The following is a 15,900-nucleotide window of genomic DNA, read 5'->3' on the forward strand; positions in this document are numbered from 1 at the left end:
CGCGTGTAGTGAATGACTCATTCCTGTCGTCCGACGACAGGAATGAGTCATTCACTACGTCCGGGCCGGGCGGTCAGCGGTAGGTGTCGAGGGTCAGCTTCGCCGCCTGGGCGATCAGCCGGTCGTCGTGCTCGGCGTTCTCGGTCTTGCGGTCGGACAGCACGGCCAGCACGATCGGCGCGCGGCCCGGCGGCCAGATCACCGCGATGTCGTTGCGCGTGGCGTATTCGCCGGTGCCGGTCTTGTCGGCGACGGTCCAGCCGGCGGGGGTGCCCGCGCGGATCACCGCGGCGCCGGTGAGGTTGGCGCGCATCGTGTCCGTGTAGAACGTCCGCTGCGCGGACGGTAGCGCCGTGCCGACGGCGAACGCGCGCAGGTCGGCCGCCATCGCGCGCGGGGTGCTCGTGTCGCGGACGTCGCCCGGGGCCAGGTCGTTGAGGCCCGGCTCGATCCGGTCGACGTGCGTGGTCGTGTCGCCGATCCCGCGCAGCGCGGCGGCCAGCCCGGCCGGGCCGCCGAGCTCGCGGAACAGCAGGTTGGCGGCGGTGTTGTCGCTGTAGCGCAACGCCGCGTCGATCGCGTCACGCAGGGACAGCCCGGTCCCGGCGTGCTTTTCGCCGATCGGTGAGTTCTCCTGCACGTCGGCCCGGGTGTAGGGCAGCACCTTCGCCAGCCCGGCCATACTCGTCCGCTGGAGGACGGCCGCGGCGGAGAACGCCTTGTGCGTCGACGCGTAGCCGAAGCGCTCGTCGGCCCGGTGGGTGACCTCGCGGCCGGAACCGGTGTCGATCGCGTACACGCCGAGGCGGGCGTCGAAATCGCGTTCGAGCGGCGCGAAGTCCGGTTGCGGCGCGACCGAGGACGTCGACGGCGGGGCCGCGGCCGGCGCCGGGGTTTCGGCGGCGCACGCGGTGAGCGGGACGAGGGCCAGCGCGGCGAGCGCGGCCCACCGGACGTGGGGGAACGGCACGGTGCTTCCTTCCGGTCTTGATCGACATCCGCAGTCTCACCGCGTTCGCTCATGCTGTCCAAGACGGAAACCGGCGGTTCGATGCCACAATCGCATAGAGTGAGGTCGTGGACCTGGTCGGCGGCTGCAGAGCGTTCGTGAGCGTGAGCGAGACGGGGAGCTTCACAGCCGGTGCGGCGCTCGCGCGCATCCCCCAGCCGGTCGCGAGCCGGCGGATCGCCGCGCTCGAACGCCACTTCGGCGAACGGCTCTTCGACCGCTCCACCCGCCGGGCCCGGCTGACCGCGTTCGGGCGCGACGTGCTCCCGTCCGCGCAGCGACTCGTCCGGCTGGCCGACTCGCTGGAGCACGACGCCCAGCGTGCGCGGCTGCGGCCGATGCGCGTGGCGGTGCCGGGCACCTGCGGGGTCCGCGAGCTCGCCGAACTGGCCGCCGAGGCCCGCGCGCTCGAAGTCCACCTGGAGTTCCGCGCGGCGGAGCCGGGGGAGCGGGCCGAACTCGTCCGGACGAGCGAGGTGCGGGCCGCGCTCACCGCCGTCCCGGCCGAGGAGGGTGTGTGGTCGGTGCCGCTCGGCGTCGCCGGGGTGGCGCCGCCGCGAACGCGGGTCGTGCACCTGGAGACGTTGCGGGCGGGCCGCTCCGGAGGTCCGCGGCGGCGGGTCTGGATCCAGCCCGAGGACGACGTTCCGCACGTCCGCGACCGGGTGCTGCGGGTCCGCGACGCCGTCGGGCTGCCACCGGCGCAGGTCGCGGTGGCCGGCTCGCTGACCGCGGCGGCCGCGGAGGTGTTCGCCTCGGCGGACCTGCTGGTCTGCTCGGTCGCGCAGGCCGGCGAGCTCGGCCTGCACTGGCGGCCGATCGGCGAACTCGACCTCGCGCGCGGCTTCGGTGTCGCGGCCACGCTCGGCGAAGACGCCGAGCGGCTGCGCACGGTGCTGCGCGAAGCCGTCGGACGCTGTCTCGGAGCGGTCTCGTGAGCACCGAAGCGCTGGTCCGCGACCTGCGGGCGGAGCTGGACGACGGCGGCCTGCGCGGCTCGTTCCTGGTGCGCGACCTGCGTTCGGGTGCGGAAGCAGGGATCGACCCGGACCGCGAGTACCCGATCGCGTCCCTGGTCAAGGTCCCGCTGGCGGCGGCGACCCTGGAGCGCATCCGCCGCGGCGAGCTCGACGGCGCGACGCAGCTGGAGGTCCCGCCCGGCCGTGTCACCACTCCCGGCCCGATCGGCGTGACCCGGTTCCGGCACCCGGCCCGGATCGCCGTCGAGGACCTGCTGTACCTGAGCACGTGCCTCAGCGACGGCCAGGCGGCCGACGTCCTGTTCGGCCTGACGCCCCCGGCGGCGGTGGCGGCGCTGCTGACCGGCTGGGGCCTGACCGGGATCGCGCTGCGGCACGAGCTGCGCGACCTGGTGGACACCCCGGCCGAGCGCTTCGACGCCGGCGAGGCCGACCTGGCCCACGCACTGGCGATCGGCGCGGGAACGGCGGGCCAGGGCCACCGCCTGCCCCAGCTCGACGTGTCCCGCGCGAACGCGGCGTCCGCCCGCGCGCTGCTGGAGCTGCTGCAGGCACTGTGGACCCCGTCGAAGATCGACCCGCCCGTGGCAGCGGCGGTGCGCGAGCTGATGGCGAACAACGTGATCCGCCACCGGCTGACCCCGGACTTCGCCTCGGACGCGGCGAAGTGGTCGTCGAAAACGGGCACGCTGCTGAACCTGCGCCACGAGGCGGGCGTGGTGGAGCACGCGGACGGCGGCGTGTTCGCGGTGGTGGCGCTGACGGAGTCCCGGGTACCGGCGGCCGTCCAGCCGGAGGCGGACGTGCTGATGTCCCGCGTCGCCCGAGCCCTGCGCGACCACCTGCGCGGCACGTGAGAAAACCGCTTGGGGCGCCGGTTTCCCCGGCTTAGGCTCCGGCGGTGTCCTTCACGAGACCGGAACCGCCGTACTACGCGGTGATCATCACGAGCGCCCTCGACGAATCCAGCCTCGACGGCTACGCGGCGATGGACGAGCGCATGGCCGAGCTGGGCCGCGCCCAGCCGGGGTACCTGGGCCGCGAGTCGAAGACCGGTCCGGACGGCCGCGACCTGACGGTGCTGTACTACCGGGACGCCGCGGCGATCACGGCTTGGCAGCAGCACCCGGAGCACCTCGAGGCGCAGCGCCGCGGGCGGGAGCAGTGGTACGCGGACTACCACATCGAGGTCGCCAAGGTGGAACGCGCTTACGGCTTCACGCGGCAGCGCTAGCCGGGCACACCCGACGTCACCGCGTCCCGCATTCGGACCGGCGCCCTGAAGGGGACGTTCCTGGCATCACATGACAGCAAAGTCCCCTTCAGGGCACCCGCATCGCCCTGTCGCGGGGGAACATCCTCGGCAGCATGTCAGCTTGTGTGGTCTGGGCCAGGCGGCCCGCCGGCGGGCCGCCCGCTCGGCGCGATCGCGGCGGGGCCGGCCCGACGTGTGCACCGCCGGTCGTCAGCATCGGGGGCCGCCGCGGCGGCCCTCGCGGGACACCGCGGCCGGTGACCTGCCGAGGACCGCCGCGATCGTGACTGGGGTCAGTCCGGCTTCCAGGCCGTGCCGGATTTCTGCCGTTCCTCCGGGCACCCCATGCCCTGAACGTCCCCTTCAGGCCGGGACCGTCACCCCGAACTCGACCTCCTCCGTGGTCATCGTGCCCGCCGTCCGGCCCGGTGCCGTCTGGTACTGCCAGTACATGTTCGTGTGCGCGATCACCTGCCCGGGCGGCGGAGCGCCGTAGGCCGACAGGTCCTCGGTCGTGTGCGCGTCCGACACCAGCGCCGTGTCGTACCCCCGGGTGAACGCGCCGTGCAGCGTCGACCGGATGCACGCGTCCGTCTGCGCGCCCGCCACCACCAGCGAACCCACGCCCCGCTCGGCCAGCACCGCCTCCAGGTCCGTCGCCTCGAACGAGTCGCCGTACTCCTTGTGCACCAGCGGTTCCGAATCCCGCCGCACGAGTTCGGGTACGTACGCCCAGGGTTCGCTGTCCCGGGGCAGCTCCTCGCTGGTGTGCTGCACCCACACCACCTCCGTCCCGGCCGCGCGGGCCTTGTCCACCAAGGCGACGATGTTGGCGAGGACCGGTGCGCGGTCGTGGGCCGAGGACATCACCCCGTTCTGGACGTCGATGACGAGCAAGGCGGTCTTGGGCCGGCCGATCAGTGTGGTCATGCGCGAAACCCTAGCCACCGCCACCGACAATTTCCGGAAGTAGCATGGCCCGCCATGGACTACGGGATGCTGTTGCTGGGTGTCGTCGTGCTGGTCGCGGTCGTCGCGCTGGGGTCGTCGGCCACCGATCGCCGGCTGACGCGGGTCGATCGGCGGCTCGCGCGGGTGGAGCGGAAGCTCGACGCCATCGCCGAGAAGCTCGGGGTGGCCGTCGAGGAGCCCGGGCTGGCCGAGGTCGCCGCGCTGGTGCGCGAGGGCAAGAAGATCCAGGCGATCAAGGTCTACCGCGAACGCACCGGCGTCGACCTCAAGGACGCCCGCGACGCCGTCGAACGGCTCACCTGATCGGGCTAAGGCGCCCCGCCGATGTGCTTGGCCGACACCGCCTCCCAGACGGCGTCGAAGTTCTCGTACCGGTCGTCGCCGGGCAGGCCGCCGAGCGAGCCGAGCACCGAGTCGCCGCCGCCGGCCGCCGCCGCGCGGCGCAGGAGCTCGTCGCGGCCGCACGGGTACTCCGTCTCGGCCAGGTGCTGTTCGAGGCTGGTTCGGTCCGCTGCAGACATGCTCGTCGCGTACCCGCCGCACCCCGCGCGAAACTCAGCCGACGACGATCGTGTGCTCCCCGCGCGGTACGAGCTCCCCGATCACCGGGTGCCCCGGCAGCTCGCCGGCGACCAGCAGCCCGCCGGACGTCTGCGCGTCCGCCAGCAGCAAAGCCTCATCCGGAGAAATCCGCGAGAGGTCGGTGTGCGGCGCGACCCAGTCGAGGTTGCGCCGGGTGCCGCCGCTGACGTACCCGTCGCGCAACGCCGAGCGCGCGCCGTCGAGGTACGGCACCGCCGCCGGGTCCAGCCGGGCCGTGACGCCGCTGGCCCGCGCCAATTTGTGCAGGTGGCCGAGCAGGCCGAACCCCGTGACGTCGGTGGCGCACACGGCTCCCGCGGCCAGCGCCGCGCGGGACGCCGGGGCGTTCAGCGTGGTCATGACGTCGATCGCCTGCTCGAACCGTTCCCCGGTGGCCTTGTGCCGCGAGTTCAGCACACCGATGCCCAGCGGCTTCGTGAGCGTCAGCGGCAGCCCGGCACGGCCGGCGTCGTTGCGCAGCAGCCGCGAAGGGTCCGCGACGCCGGTGACGGCCAGGCCGTACTTCGGTTCCGGGTCGTCGACGCTGTGCCCGCCGGCCAGGTGGCAGCCGGCCTCGCCGCAGATGTCGAGGCCGCCGCGCAGCACTTCCGCGGCCAGCTCGAACGGCAGCGTCTCCCGCGGCCAGCCCAGCAGGTTGAGCGCCACCACCGGCGTGCCGCCCATGGCGTAGACGTCGGAAAGCGCGTTGGCCGCGGCGATCCGGCCCCAGTCGTAGGCGTCGTCGACCACCGGGGTGAAGAAGTCCGTCGTCGCGATGAGCGCGGTGTCGCCGGAGATCCGGACCGCGGCGGCGTCGTCGCCGGTGTCGAGCCCGACGAGCAGCTCGCCCGGTGGATCGACGGGAGACGCGCCGGTGAGGCCGCGAACGGCCGCTTCGAGTTCTCCGGGCGGGATCTTGCACGCGCAGCCGCCGCCGTGCGCGTACTGCGTCAGTCGGTAACCCACGGGTTCATCCTGCCCGCCCGCCGCTTCGTTGGCAGGATGGCGGTCATGGTGCAGGGAGGCGTATCCGGCCTGGTGACCGGCGCGATCTTCAAAATCGTCGAACGGCAGGTACTGCCGTTGGCGGGTTCGATTCCCGTCCGCCTCCGCCATGCCTGATCCCCGCCGCGCGATCCCGCGCACCGACGCGCTCCTGGCCGACCCCGGGATCGCGAAAGCCGCCGTGGACCTGGGCCGTGACCTGGTCAAGTCCGTGGTCCAGGACGTCCAGCGGGCGGCCCGCGCCGGGGAGGTCGCCCCGGCCGACGTCGCCGCCACCGTGCTCGCGCGCCTCCCCGGCAACGCGTCTTCGCTGCGGCCGGTGATCAACGCGACCGGCGTCGTCGTGCACACCAACCTCGGCCGCGCCCCGCTCTCGGCCGCCGCACTGGACGCCCTCGTCGCGGCCGGCGGTGCCACCGACGTCGAATTCGACCTCGCGACCGGCGACCGGGCCCGCCGCGGCCGCAGCGCGCTCGCCGCGCTGGCCGCCGCCGTGCCGGACGCGGGCGCGGTGCACGTCGTCAACAACAACGCGGCCGCGCTCCTGCTCTGCGCGCTCGCCATGGCACCCGGGCGCGAGATCGTCGTCGGCCGCGGCGAACTGGTCGAGATCGGCGACGGTTTCCGCATCCCGGACCTGCTGGAATCGGCGGGTTCCCGGCTGCGTGAGGTCGGCACCACGAACCGGACGTCGGTCCGGGACTACGCCGCCGCGCTCGGCCCGGACACCGGGTTCGTGCTCAAGGTCCACCCGTCGAACTACCGGGTCACCGGGTTCACGGCGGAGGCGTCGCTCGGCGAGCTCACGCAGCTCGGTGTGCCGGTCGTCGCCGACATCGGGTCCGGGCTGCTCGCCCCGCACCCCCTCCTGCCGGACGAACCGGACGCGGCGACCGCGCTGCGGGCGGGCGCCACCGTCGTCACCGCCAGCGGGGACAAGCTGCTGGGCGGCCCCCAGGCCGGGCTGCTCTTCGGTGACGAAGACGTCGTCGAGCGGCTGCGGCGGCACCCCGCCGCCCGGGCCCTGCGCGTCGACAAGCTCACCCTCGCCGCGCTCGAAGCGACCCTGCGCGGCCCGGCGCCCCCGGTGCGCGCCGCCCTCGAAGCGTCCGTCGAGGACCTGTGGCGCCGGGCCGAAAACCTCGCCGGCAGCCTGCGGGACGTCGGGGCCGAAGCGGTCGGCTCGGTCGCGGCGGTCGGCGGCGGGGGCGCGCCCGGCGTCGAACTGCCCAGCGCCGCGGTCAGCCTGCCCGCGCGGTACGCGGCGGCGCTGCGCACCGGCGAGCCGGCGGTCGTCGGCCGGGTCGTGCGCGACCGCTGCCTGCTCGACCTGCGGACCGTGCGCCCGGACGAAGACGCGAAGCTGCGGGAAGCCGTCCGCCGATGCGGGTGATCGTCACCGCCGGCCACGTCGACCACGGGAAGTCCACCCTGGTCCGGCGGCTGACCGGGATGGAACCGGACCGGTGGGCCGAGGAACGCCGCCGCGGCCTCACCATCGACCTCGGGTTCGCCTGGACGCGGATCGGCGGGGAAGAGGTCGCGTTCGTGGACGTGCCGGGCCACGAACGGTTCGTGCCGAACATGCTCGCCGGCGCCGGGCCCGCGCCGGCCGTGCTGTTCGTCGTGGCCGCGGACGAGGGCTGGATGCCGCAGTCGGCCGAGCACCTCGCCGCGCTGGACGCCTTCGGCGTCCGCCGCGGCCTGCTGGTCGTCACCAAGGCCGACCGGGCCGAGCCGGCCGCGGCGACCCGGGCCGCCCTCGAGGAGATCGCGCGGACGTCGCTGGGCACCGTGCCGAGCATCGCCGTCAGCGGCCGGACCGGCGCGGGCTTCGACGAGCTGCGCACGGCGATCGCCGAGCTGACCGGCGGCCTGCCCGCGCCCGACCAGGACGCCGACGTCCGGTTGTGGATCGACCGCGCCTTCACCGTGTCCGGGGCGGGCACGGTCGTCACCGGCACCCTGGCCGCCGGGACCATCGCCGTGGGGGACGAGCTGCGGCTGGGCCCGGCGCCGGTGAAGGTCCGCGGCCTGCAGGCGCTCGGCGAGCCCCGTGACCGGGTCGGCGCGGTGGCCAGGGTGGCGGTGAACCTCCGCGGCACCCCGCGGGGCGACGTCGGCCGCGGCGACGTCCTGCTCACGCCCGATCGGTGGCGCACCACGGCCGAGTTCGACGTCCGGCTGCGCGGCGCGGCCGCCGCCGACCTGCACCGGAACCTCGTGCTGCACCTGGGCACGGTGGCGCTTCCGGTGCGCGTTCGTCCACTGGGGACGGACACCGCGCGGCTCACGACGGGCACCGCGCTGCCGTTGCGCGTCGGGGACCGGGGTCTGGTGCGCGACCCGGGGGAGCACCGGATCGCCGCGGGCTTCGACGTCCTGGACGTCCACCCGCCTTCGCTGGCCCGCCGCGGTGCGGCGCGGGACCGCGGCCGAGAGCTGGCGGACCCCGATCTCGCCCGGACCTACCTGCGCCGCCACGGTTTCGTCCGCGCGGCGGACTTCGCCGCGATGGGCCTGCCCGAGGCGGGGGAGCGCCTGGGCGGCTGGTGCGCGGACGAGGAGCGCTTCGCCGCCCTGCGCGCGGAGGCGGCCGCGATCGTGGGCGGGTGGGACCGGACCGCCGCGGGCGTGCCGGTGGAGGCGCTGCGGCAGCGGCTCGGCCTGCCCGCGCCGGAGCTGGTCGTCCCCGTGCTGCGGGGCACCGGGTTCGAGGTGGCGGGCGGGCTCGTCCGCCGTCCCGGCGCCGGCCTGGCCCCGGCCGTCGAGGAGGCGCTGGAGAAGGTGGCGAAGCGGCTCGCGGAGCACCCGTTCCGCGCGCCGGAGGCGGACGAACTGCGGGCGCTGGGCCTCGGCAGGCGGGAACTGGCGGCGGCGGTCCGGCTCGGGCGGTTGACGGCGCTCGCCGAAGGGGTCGTGCTCGGCCCGGACGCGGAGGACCGCGCGGTGTCCGGACTGGGCGAGTTGCCCCAGCCGTTCACGGTTTCCGAGGCCCGCAAGGCCTTGGACAGCACGCGGCGCGTGATGATCCCCCTGCTGGAACGGCTCGACGCGGCGGGCCGCACCGAACCGCTCGGTGACGGAACCCGCCGCGTGCGCTAGATCCCGCCGAAGAAGTCGCCGAGCGCGGTGGCCAGCGCTTCGGGGTTTTCCTCGGCCATGTGGTGCCCGGACGCGATCGAGTGCCCGCGCAGGTCCGTCGTCCAGGGGCGCCAGACGGCCAGGACGTCGCCGTAGAGGTCCTCGAGGTCGTCGTCGCTCGACCACAACACCATGGCGGGACAGGTGATCCGCCGTCCGGCGGCGCGGTCCGCGTCGTCGTGGGCGCGGTCGACGCCCAGGCCCGCGCGGTAGTCCTCGAGCATCGCGGTGACCGTCGCGGGGTCGTGGATCGCGCGGTGGAAGTCGGCGAAGTTCTCTTCGCCGAGGCGTTCGGGCGTGTTCTTGGTGCCGACGTTGTACCAGGCGTCGGGGTCGGCGGTGATCACCCGTTCGGGCTTTTCCGGCTGGGCGAAGAAGAACCAGTGGAACCACTCCTGCGCGAACCGCGCGTCGCAGCGGGCGAGGGCCTCACCGATCGGGACGGCGTCGAGGATGGCCGCGCCGCGGATCACCTCCGGGTGGTCGAGCGCCAGGCGCGTCGCGACGTACGCGCCGCGGTCGTGACCGGCCACGAAGAACCGGGAATGCCCGAAGTGCGCCATCAAGGCGACGCAGTCGGCCGCCATGACGCGTTTGCTGTACGGCGTGTGCTCGGCGTCCGTCGGGGGCTTCGCCGACATGCCATAGCCGCGCGTGTCCGGGCACACCACCGTGAACCGCTCCGCGAGCCGCGGGGCGACGCGGTGCCAGGTCGTGTGCGTGCGCGGGTGGCCGTGCAGCAGCAGGACCGGCGGGCCCGACCCGCCGTGGCGCACGCGCAGTGTGACGTCGCCGACATCGACGTGGTCGAGGGTGAAGCCGTCGAACATGTGCCGCCCCCAGGCGTGAGTCGCGGCCGCACCCCGGGAACGGGGTGCGGCCGCGGAAGTACGGGTCAGTCCTTGTTCGTGACGCCCTTCACGGCGTCCTTGATCTTCTCGCCCGCCTGCTTGAGCGAGCCCTTGGCCTGCTCGGACTTGCCTTCGGCCTGCCACTGCTCGTTGCCCGTGGCGTCGCCGACGGCCTCCTTGGCCCGGCCCTTGAGCTCTTCGCCCTTGTTCTCGATCTTGTCGTTCATCGGGGTGCACCTTCCGTCGCGCGGCGACATTTCCGGATCGGCCAGTCGCCAAAAGGGCCTTGGCCTTCGGTTACCCCGCCGCCGCGGGTCTACACATCAGGTCGACGGCAAGTGGCCGCCCATCCGTTCGATCCGCTGGATCGCCGGCTCGGCGACGATGCCGTGCACCAGCACCGACACCGCGACGGCGAGCGCGCCGACCCGCCACAGCACGTCCTGCTGCGGCACCGGAAGCCGGTTGAGCGCGTAGGCCAGGTAGTAGAGCGTGCCGATGCCGCGGACGCCGAAGAACGCGATCGCCGCGGTGGCCGGGCGCCCGGCGGAGCCGCCGAGCAGCGAGAGCCAGCCGATCACGGGCCGCACGACCAGCACCGCGACGACGGCGATCACCACTTCGAGCACGCGCAGGCCGCGCAGCAGCCCGTCGCCGATGGCGAGCCCGAGCCCCAGCAGGGCGAGCGGCACGAACAGCCGTTCCAGCTGGCGGCCGAAGGCGTGCAGGACGCCGTGGTAGTCGTGCTCCCGCTCGAGCTTGCGGACGACCACCGCCGCGACGAACACCGCGGCGAACCCGTTGCCGTGGGCCAGTTCCGCGAGCGCGTACGGCAGGAAGGCCAGCGCCAGCAGGACCAGGCCGTCCCCGTATTCGGCCAGCCGCAGCCGGTCCGACGACGTGCGGAAGATCGCCCAGCCGAGCCCGCGCCCGACCACCAGGCCGACCAGCACGCCGAGCACGACGGGCAGCAGGAGGTCCACGAGCACCCACGAGACGTCGAGGTGCGGCTCGCTGCCGGCCATCGCGAGGCCGAGCAGGACGAACGGCATGGTCAGGCCGTCGTTGAGCCCGGCCTCCGTGGTCAGCGTGAAGCGGATCTCGTTGTTCCTGGCCAGGTCCGGATCGACGTCGGGGTGCGGCACGCCGACGTCGCCCGCCAGCACCGGGTCGGTCGGCGCCAGCGCCGCGGCCAGCAGCAGCGCCACGCCGGGGGCGAGGGCGAGCCACCAGTGCCCGAGCACGGCGATCACCAGGATCGACAGCGGCATGGTCAGGGCCAGCAGTCGCCACGTCGAGCCCCAGCGCTTCAGGCCGAACGCGCGGTCGACGGACAGGCCTGCCCCGGCGAGCGCGACGAGAATACCCAGCTGGGTGAAGGATTCGACGCCCTGCAGGTGGGCGGTGGGGTCGCTCCAGCCGTTGCCGTAGGGCGCGGGCAGCGGCAGCAGGCCCAGGACGATCCCGGCGAGCAGCATCACCAGCGGCACCGAGAACGGCCGGTCGGCGACCAGTTTCGGGACGATCGCCGCGGCGAGGGCGAGCAGTCCGGCCACGCCGAACAGCACCGTCAACGACGACAAGGGTTCCTCCTGCCCGCTCGTGCCGTGCCACCCGGGCGGGAGGTCCGTGCCCGGACCCGGCCGAGCGTGAGCCGGGTCCGCCGTCGCCCCGGATCGGCCGCGCGGGAGTAGCGTGGGCCGTCAGGGTGCGCCGCGCCCGGGGTTCCCGGTGTGCGCGCGGCGAAACCGGTGAGGAGGCGCCGTGACGGCGAGCAACGGTGCCGGCCGGCCGTGCCGCTTCTGCGGCCGGTCCCGCGACCCGCGGGTCCCGGGCCGGTCGGGCCCGATCTGCCTGGACTGCGTCCGGGCCGGCCTGCGGGTGATCCGCGACGGCGCGGACCGCGAAACCCAGGCGGGCGACGTACTGGCCGCGGTGACCTCGCCCCTGGCGGCGGTTTGCGACTTCTGCGGCCGCCGCGAGCGCCGGACGTTCCTGGGTTTGCGGCGCCCGCTCCTGCGCGTGGACTGCGCCGCGCGCGACGCGGTGATCTGCGCGGACTGCCTCGACCACGCCGGCGACGTGCTCAACGTGGCGCTGCGCCGCTGACACCCTGGCTCAAGCGCCCCAATGTGGCGTTCGGTGCGTCCAACGCACCGAACGCCACATTGGGTGCGTTGGACGCAACCAACGCCACATTGGGGCGCTTTCAGCCGGTCACGCCGGAGCCGTGAACACGTACGAACCCGCGGGCACGAAGTACGTCCCCGCCGCCGACGGGACCGCCTCCGCCGGGGCCGTGACCGCGCCCGGGGCCGAGGTCGGGACCTTCACCGTCGCCGATGAGCCGGGCGGGACCGTCACCCGCAGCGTCAGCTTGCCCGCCGACACCGACCAGTCGCTGACCGCGCCGCCGTACGGGGTCTCGTACGCCGACTTCGCCGACGTCAGCCCGCCGCCCGGCCTCGGCGCCACCAGCAGCGACGCGTAACCCGGGGACGCCGGTGCGAGCCCGCCGACCGAGCGGTACAGGAAGTCGCCCACCGAGCCGAGGCCGTAGTGGTTGAACGAGTTCATCCCCGGGTCGTTGAACGTCCCATCCGGCTTGATGCCGTCCCAGCGCTCCCAGATCGTCGTCGCGCCGTGGCCGATCATGTAGCCCCAGCCGGGGAAGCCCGGCTGCAGCAGCACCTGGTACGCGACGTCCGCGTGCCCGTGCGCGGCCAGCACCGGCAGCAGGTTCTCCACGCCGAGGAAGCCGACGCTCAGGTGCCCGCCCGCCGCCGCCACGCGGGCGGCCAGCTGGTCCGCCGCCGGCTGGACGCGCGACGCCGGGAGCAGCCCGAACGCCAGCGCCAGGACGTGCCCTGCCTGGGAGCCGGAGCCCACCGTGCCGTCGGCCTGCGAGAAGCGCGCGGTGAACGCCGCCCCGACCTGGTCGGCCAGCGTCCCGTACTCCGTCGCCTCCGCCGTCCGCCCGGTGGCCGCCGCCATCCGCGACACCAGCCGGGACGACCACGCGAAGAACGCCGTCGAAATCAGGTCCTGCGCGGTGTTGTCGTTGACGTTGAGCCAGTCCCCGTACGTCTGGTGGTCGCGGATGAGGTCCGCGCCGGACGTCGAGCGCAGGTACTCGACCCACTTGACCATCGCGGCGAAGTGCTCGTCGATCACGCCGGTGTCGCCGTACCGCTGCCACAGGGTGTAGGGCACGATGACGCCCGCGTCGCCCCAGCCGGCCGTGCCCGAGCCGCCCAGCACGCCCGGGGCGACGTCGGTGAACGAACCGTCGTCGTGCTGGGCGTCGACCAGGTCGTCGCTGAACTTGCCGAGGAAGTTCGCCACGTCGAGGTTGAACGTCGACGTGCCGGCGAAGATCCCGATGTCGCCGGTCCAGCCGAGCCGCTCGTCGCGCTGCGGGCAGTCGCTCGGCACGGACAGCATGTTCGAGCGCTCACCCCACAGGATGTTGTGCTGCAGCTGGTTCACGAGCGCGTTCGACGTCGTGAACGTGCCGGTCTGCGCGCCGGCCGTCCACATCGCTCGGCCGGTCAACGTCGACGCCGTCGGGGCCGCAGGCAGGCCGGTCAGCTCGACGTACCGGTAGCCGTGCACGGTGAACCGCGGCTCGTACGTTTCGGCGGATCCGGTGCCCGCCAGGGTGAACCGGTCGGTCGCCTGCGCCGCGCGGAGGTTCGTCGTGTAGATCGTGCCGTCCGGGTTGAGCACCTCGGCGTGCCGCACGGTCACCGTGGTACCCACCGGCCCGGTCACCGAAAGCCGGTTCCAGCCGCTGAAGTTCTGGCCGAGGTCGGCCACCCACACGCCGGGCTTCGGCTGCGTCCACGCGACGGGTTTGAACTCCTGCTGCACCGTGACGCCGTTGTCCACTTGGGACACCAGGGTCGGCTTCGCGCCGGAGCGCACGCGGGGTGCCGCCCAGCCGCGGTCGTCGAACCCGGGCCGGTCCCAGCCCGGCGGCGCGAGCCGGGCGTCGTAGGTCTCGCCCTGGTAGAGGTCGTCGGCGCGGATCGGGCCGTCGGCGGTCTTCCAGGTGCCGTCGGACGCGATGGTCGTGCTGGTCCCGTCGGTGAACGTCAGCTCGAGCTGCGCCGAGTACCACGGCTCGGTGCCGTACTTCTGGCTGCCGGCGATGCCGACGCTGCCGGAGTACCAGCCGTTGCCCAGCATCGCGCCGAGCGCGTTCTCGCCCTGGCGGATCTGCGCGGTCACGTCGGAAACGCGGTACTGGACGCGTTTCGCGTAGTCCGTCCAGCCGGGCGCGAGCACCTCGGCGCCGACCTTGGCGCCGTTGAGGTGGGTCTCCTGCAGCCCGAGCGCGGTGGTCAGCAGCCGCGCGCTCGCCACCGGCTTCGAGACGGTGAAGCTCTTGCGCAGCAGGGGAGAGGGCGCGGACACGGCGACGTTCGCGCCCCACGGGCCGGTGCCGTACGCGGTCAGCGCGCGGGCGCCCGCCCAGGAGCTGTCGTCGAACCCGCGCTGCTGCCAGCCGTCCGGGCCGCTCTGGCTCGCCTTCCACGAGCCGTCGGTAACGGTCGGTCCACTCGGGACGGTCAGCTTGGCGATCAGCCCGGCCGGGCTCTGCGTCGTGTTCTCGGCCCTGATCGCGATCGTGTTGGCCCCCGCCGTCAGCAGGCTGCCGACGTCGACGACGGCGGCCGTCTTCCACGAGTCGGTGACCCGCGGGGAGTCGCTCACCTCGGTGCCGTTGACCCACACGGTCGCGGTGTCGTCGCCGGTGACGACCAGCGTCGCCTTGCCGGGCGCCGCGGCCAGGTCGACGGTCTTGCGGAAGAACCGGGTGGCCGGGGGGACGCCGCCGAGCGGATCGCCCTCCGGGTACCAGATCCAGTTCGCCCCGGCCAGGTCCGGGCCCGCGGTCGCGCGGCCGACGAACGCGCCGGTCCACTCGGTCGCCGGGGCGCGCAACGCGGTTTCGAAGCGCTGCACGGCACTCCAGCCGCTCTGCCTGCCCTGCCCGTCCCAGACGCGGACCCGCCAGGTGTACGCCGTGAGCGAGCCGAGCGCCGGGCCGCCGTAAGCGACGTCGGCCTGCTGAACCGAAGCGACGCGGCCGCTGTCCCAGACGTCCTGCCCGCCGGTGGACACCACGATCTGGTACGCGGACTGCCGTTGCTGCGGGGCGGCCGAGCCCAGCTTCCAGCCGAACCGCGCTTGGGCGGGGTCGACGCCGAGGGGGTTCACCCGCTGCCCGACCGTGGCGGTCGCGACCGACAGCGGCGTCGGGTCGGACGCGTTCGGCGTGCTGACGCCGGAGCCCCACGGGCCGGTGCCGTAGGCGCCGAGGTCCTGGGCCGCGGCCCAGCCGCCGTCGGCGAAACCGGGCTGTTCCCAGCCTTCCGCCGCGGTGGTCGCGCTCTTCCAGGTGCCGCCGGTGGTCACGTCCGTGGTGCCGGAGCCGGTGGTGACCCGCAGCCGGCCGAGCAGGCCCGCCGGTCCGCCGGCGTTGCGGGCGGCGACGGCGAGGGTGTTGACGCCGGGCTTGAGCGCCGCCTTCAGGTCCACCGCCAGTGCCGTCCGCCAGGAATCGGTGGTGCGGGCGGAAGAAGCCAGCGGCGTGCCGTTGAGCCAGACGTCGGCGGTGTCGTCGCCGGTGACGGCGAACCGGGCGTCGGAGACCGCGCCGCCGGGGACGGTGAACGTCGTGCGGAAGTAGCGGGTGGCGGCGGGCGCGGAGACGCGGGCGTCGCCTTCGGGGTACCAGATCCAGTGCGCTCCGGCGAGGTCGACGGGTGGGGCGGCGCCGGCCGGTGGAGCCGCGGCGGCCGCGAGGGTCAGGATCGCGGCGAGCGTGGTGGTGGTCGCGCGCCAAAGCTTGGAGGGCAGCATTACGGGCTCCCTGGTGGCGGGGATGGGCGACGAATTTGAACGTTTCAATCTGACGTGATACGTGACTGTAATCACGAACTCACACGTTGGCAATACTCCACCGGGACGCCCGACCTTCGTCGGTACGAACCCCGCCTAAATCGTTTTAGGTCCGGCGGACGTCCGTTTTGCGCCCGATGGGAGCGTTGACGAAACGGGGGCCGGACTGGATAGTGCTCGCTGGTAACGCTC

General features: G+C 73.8%; 15 protein-coding genes and 1 tRNA gene. 8 read left to right on the top strand and 8 right to left on the bottom strand.

Going from position 1 to position 15,900, the window contains the following annotated elements:
- Positions 1-73 precede the first annotated feature (73 nt).
- Positions 74-970 carry a class A beta-lactamase gene (bla, locus tag SD460_RS23650; protein WP_290058697.1) on the bottom strand — a complete coding sequence of 299 codons (897 nt, stop codon included), beginning with the start codon at positions 968-970 and terminating at the stop codon, positions 74-76.
- A gap of 107 nt (positions 971-1,077) precedes the next feature.
- Between bla and SD460_RS23655 the strand changes: the two genes are divergently transcribed.
- Genes SD460_RS23655 through SD460_RS23665 form a run of 3 tightly spaced genes read left to right on the top strand, consistent with a single transcriptional unit; the run spans position 1,078 to position 3,223 of the window.
- Complete coding sequence (locus SD460_RS23655) at positions 1,078-1,947, top strand: LysR family transcriptional regulator (protein ID WP_318306749.1); 870 nt, start codon at positions 1,078-1,080, stop codon at positions 1,945-1,947.
- Entirely contained in the window at positions 1,944-2,846 is a 903-nt protein-coding gene (locus SD460_RS23660) for a serine hydrolase (protein WP_290058693.1), read from the top strand. Before SD460_RS23655 ends, SD460_RS23660 begins: the two co-directional genes overlap by 4 nt.
- Positions 2,847-2,890: 44 nt before the next feature.
- On the top strand, positions 2,891-3,223 hold the full coding sequence (locus SD460_RS23665) for an antibiotic biosynthesis monooxygenase family protein (RefSeq protein ID WP_290058691.1): 333 nt from the start codon (positions 2,891-2,893) through the stop codon (positions 3,221-3,223).
- Between the two features lie 384 nt (positions 3,224-3,607).
- Here SD460_RS23665 and SD460_RS23670 read toward each other — a convergent pair whose 3' ends face one another.
- Positions 3,608-4,174 carry an isochorismatase family protein gene (locus tag SD460_RS23670; RefSeq protein WP_290063026.1) on the bottom strand — a complete coding sequence of 189 codons (567 nt, stop codon included), beginning with the start codon at positions 4,172-4,174 and terminating at the stop codon, positions 3,608-3,610.
- A gap of 54 nt (positions 4,175-4,228) precedes the next feature.
- Between SD460_RS23670 and SD460_RS23675 the strand changes: the two genes are divergently transcribed.
- Positions 4,229-4,519, top strand: coding sequence for a hypothetical protein (locus tag SD460_RS23675; RefSeq protein WP_290063025.1), 291 nt, complete (start codon positions 4,229-4,231; stop codon positions 4,517-4,519).
- Positions 4,520-4,524: 5 nt separating this feature from the next.
- Here SD460_RS23675 and SD460_RS23680 read toward each other — a convergent pair whose 3' ends face one another.
- The gene (locus SD460_RS23680; protein ID WP_290063023.1) at positions 4,525-4,737 is read right to left on the bottom strand and encodes a DUF2795 domain-containing protein; all 213 of its coding nucleotides are present in this window, start codon (positions 4,735-4,737) and stop codon (positions 4,525-4,527) included.
- Between the two features lie 34 nt (positions 4,738-4,771).
- Entirely contained in the window at positions 4,772-5,764 is a 993-nt protein-coding gene (selD, locus tag SD460_RS23685) for a selenide, water dikinase SelD (RefSeq protein WP_290063022.1), read from the bottom strand.
- Between the two features lie 54 nt (positions 5,765-5,818).
- Between selD and SD460_RS23690 the strand changes: the two genes are divergently transcribed.
- The 3 genes from SD460_RS23690 to selB all read left to right on the top strand — a co-directional run bounded on the left by SD460_RS23690 (position 5,819) and on the right by selB (position 8,908).
- Positions 5,819-5,913 (top strand) — tRNA-Sec (locus SD460_RS23690).
- Positions 5,913-7,196 carry an L-seryl-tRNA(Sec) selenium transferase gene (gene selA / locus SD460_RS23695; RefSeq protein ID WP_318306750.1) on the top strand — a complete coding sequence of 428 codons (1,284 nt, stop codon included), beginning with the start codon at positions 5,913-5,915 and terminating at the stop codon, positions 7,194-7,196. The genes SD460_RS23690 and selA overlap by 1 nt, the downstream gene beginning before the upstream one ends.
- Positions 7,187-8,908 (top strand): selenocysteine-specific translation elongation factor, encoded by a 1,722-nt coding sequence (selB, locus tag SD460_RS23700; RefSeq protein ID WP_318306751.1) that lies wholly within the window; start codon positions 7,187-7,189, stop codon positions 8,906-8,908. Before selA ends, selB begins: the two co-directional genes overlap by 10 nt.
- Here the strand turns inward: selB and SD460_RS23705 are convergent.
- The 3 genes from SD460_RS23705 to SD460_RS23715 all read right to left on the bottom strand — a co-directional run bounded on the left by SD460_RS23705 (position 8,905) and on the right by SD460_RS23715 (position 11,381).
- On the bottom strand, positions 8,905-9,777 hold the full coding sequence (locus SD460_RS23705; protein WP_290061794.1) for an alpha/beta fold hydrolase: 873 nt from the start codon (positions 9,775-9,777) through the stop codon (positions 8,905-8,907). The genes selB and SD460_RS23705 overlap by 4 nt on opposite strands.
- Positions 9,778-9,842: 65 nt before the next feature.
- Positions 9,843-10,025 carry a CsbD family protein gene (locus SD460_RS23710; protein WP_290061785.1) on the bottom strand — a complete coding sequence of 61 codons (183 nt, stop codon included), beginning with the start codon at positions 10,023-10,025 and terminating at the stop codon, positions 9,843-9,845.
- 96 nt (positions 10,026-10,121) lie between these two features.
- Positions 10,122-11,381: a cation:proton antiporter domain-containing protein gene (locus tag SD460_RS23715; RefSeq protein ID WP_318306752.1), complete on the bottom strand. Its 1,260-nt coding sequence runs from the start codon at positions 11,379-11,381 to the stop codon at positions 10,122-10,124.
- Positions 11,382-11,562: 181 nt separating this feature from the next.
- Here SD460_RS23715 and SD460_RS23720 point away from each other — a divergent pair, with 181 nt between their 5' ends.
- Positions 11,563-11,907 carry a hypothetical protein gene (locus SD460_RS23720; protein WP_290061783.1) on the top strand — a complete coding sequence of 115 codons (345 nt, stop codon included), beginning with the start codon at positions 11,563-11,565 and terminating at the stop codon, positions 11,905-11,907.
- 108 nt (positions 11,908-12,015) lie between these two features.
- On the opposite strand, the gene SD460_RS23725 is transcribed toward SD460_RS23720, so the two are convergent.
- Positions 12,016-15,669: a family 78 glycoside hydrolase catalytic domain gene (locus tag SD460_RS23725; protein ID WP_318306753.1), complete on the bottom strand. Its 3,654-nt coding sequence runs from the start codon at positions 15,667-15,669 to the stop codon at positions 12,016-12,018.
- Positions 15,670-15,900: the final 231 nt, after the last annotated feature.

The organism is Amycolatopsis solani (assembly GCF_033441515.1).
In the GTDB taxonomy this organism is placed as follows: Bacteria; Actinomycetota; Actinomycetes; order Mycobacteriales; family Pseudonocardiaceae; genus Amycolatopsis; species Amycolatopsis solani.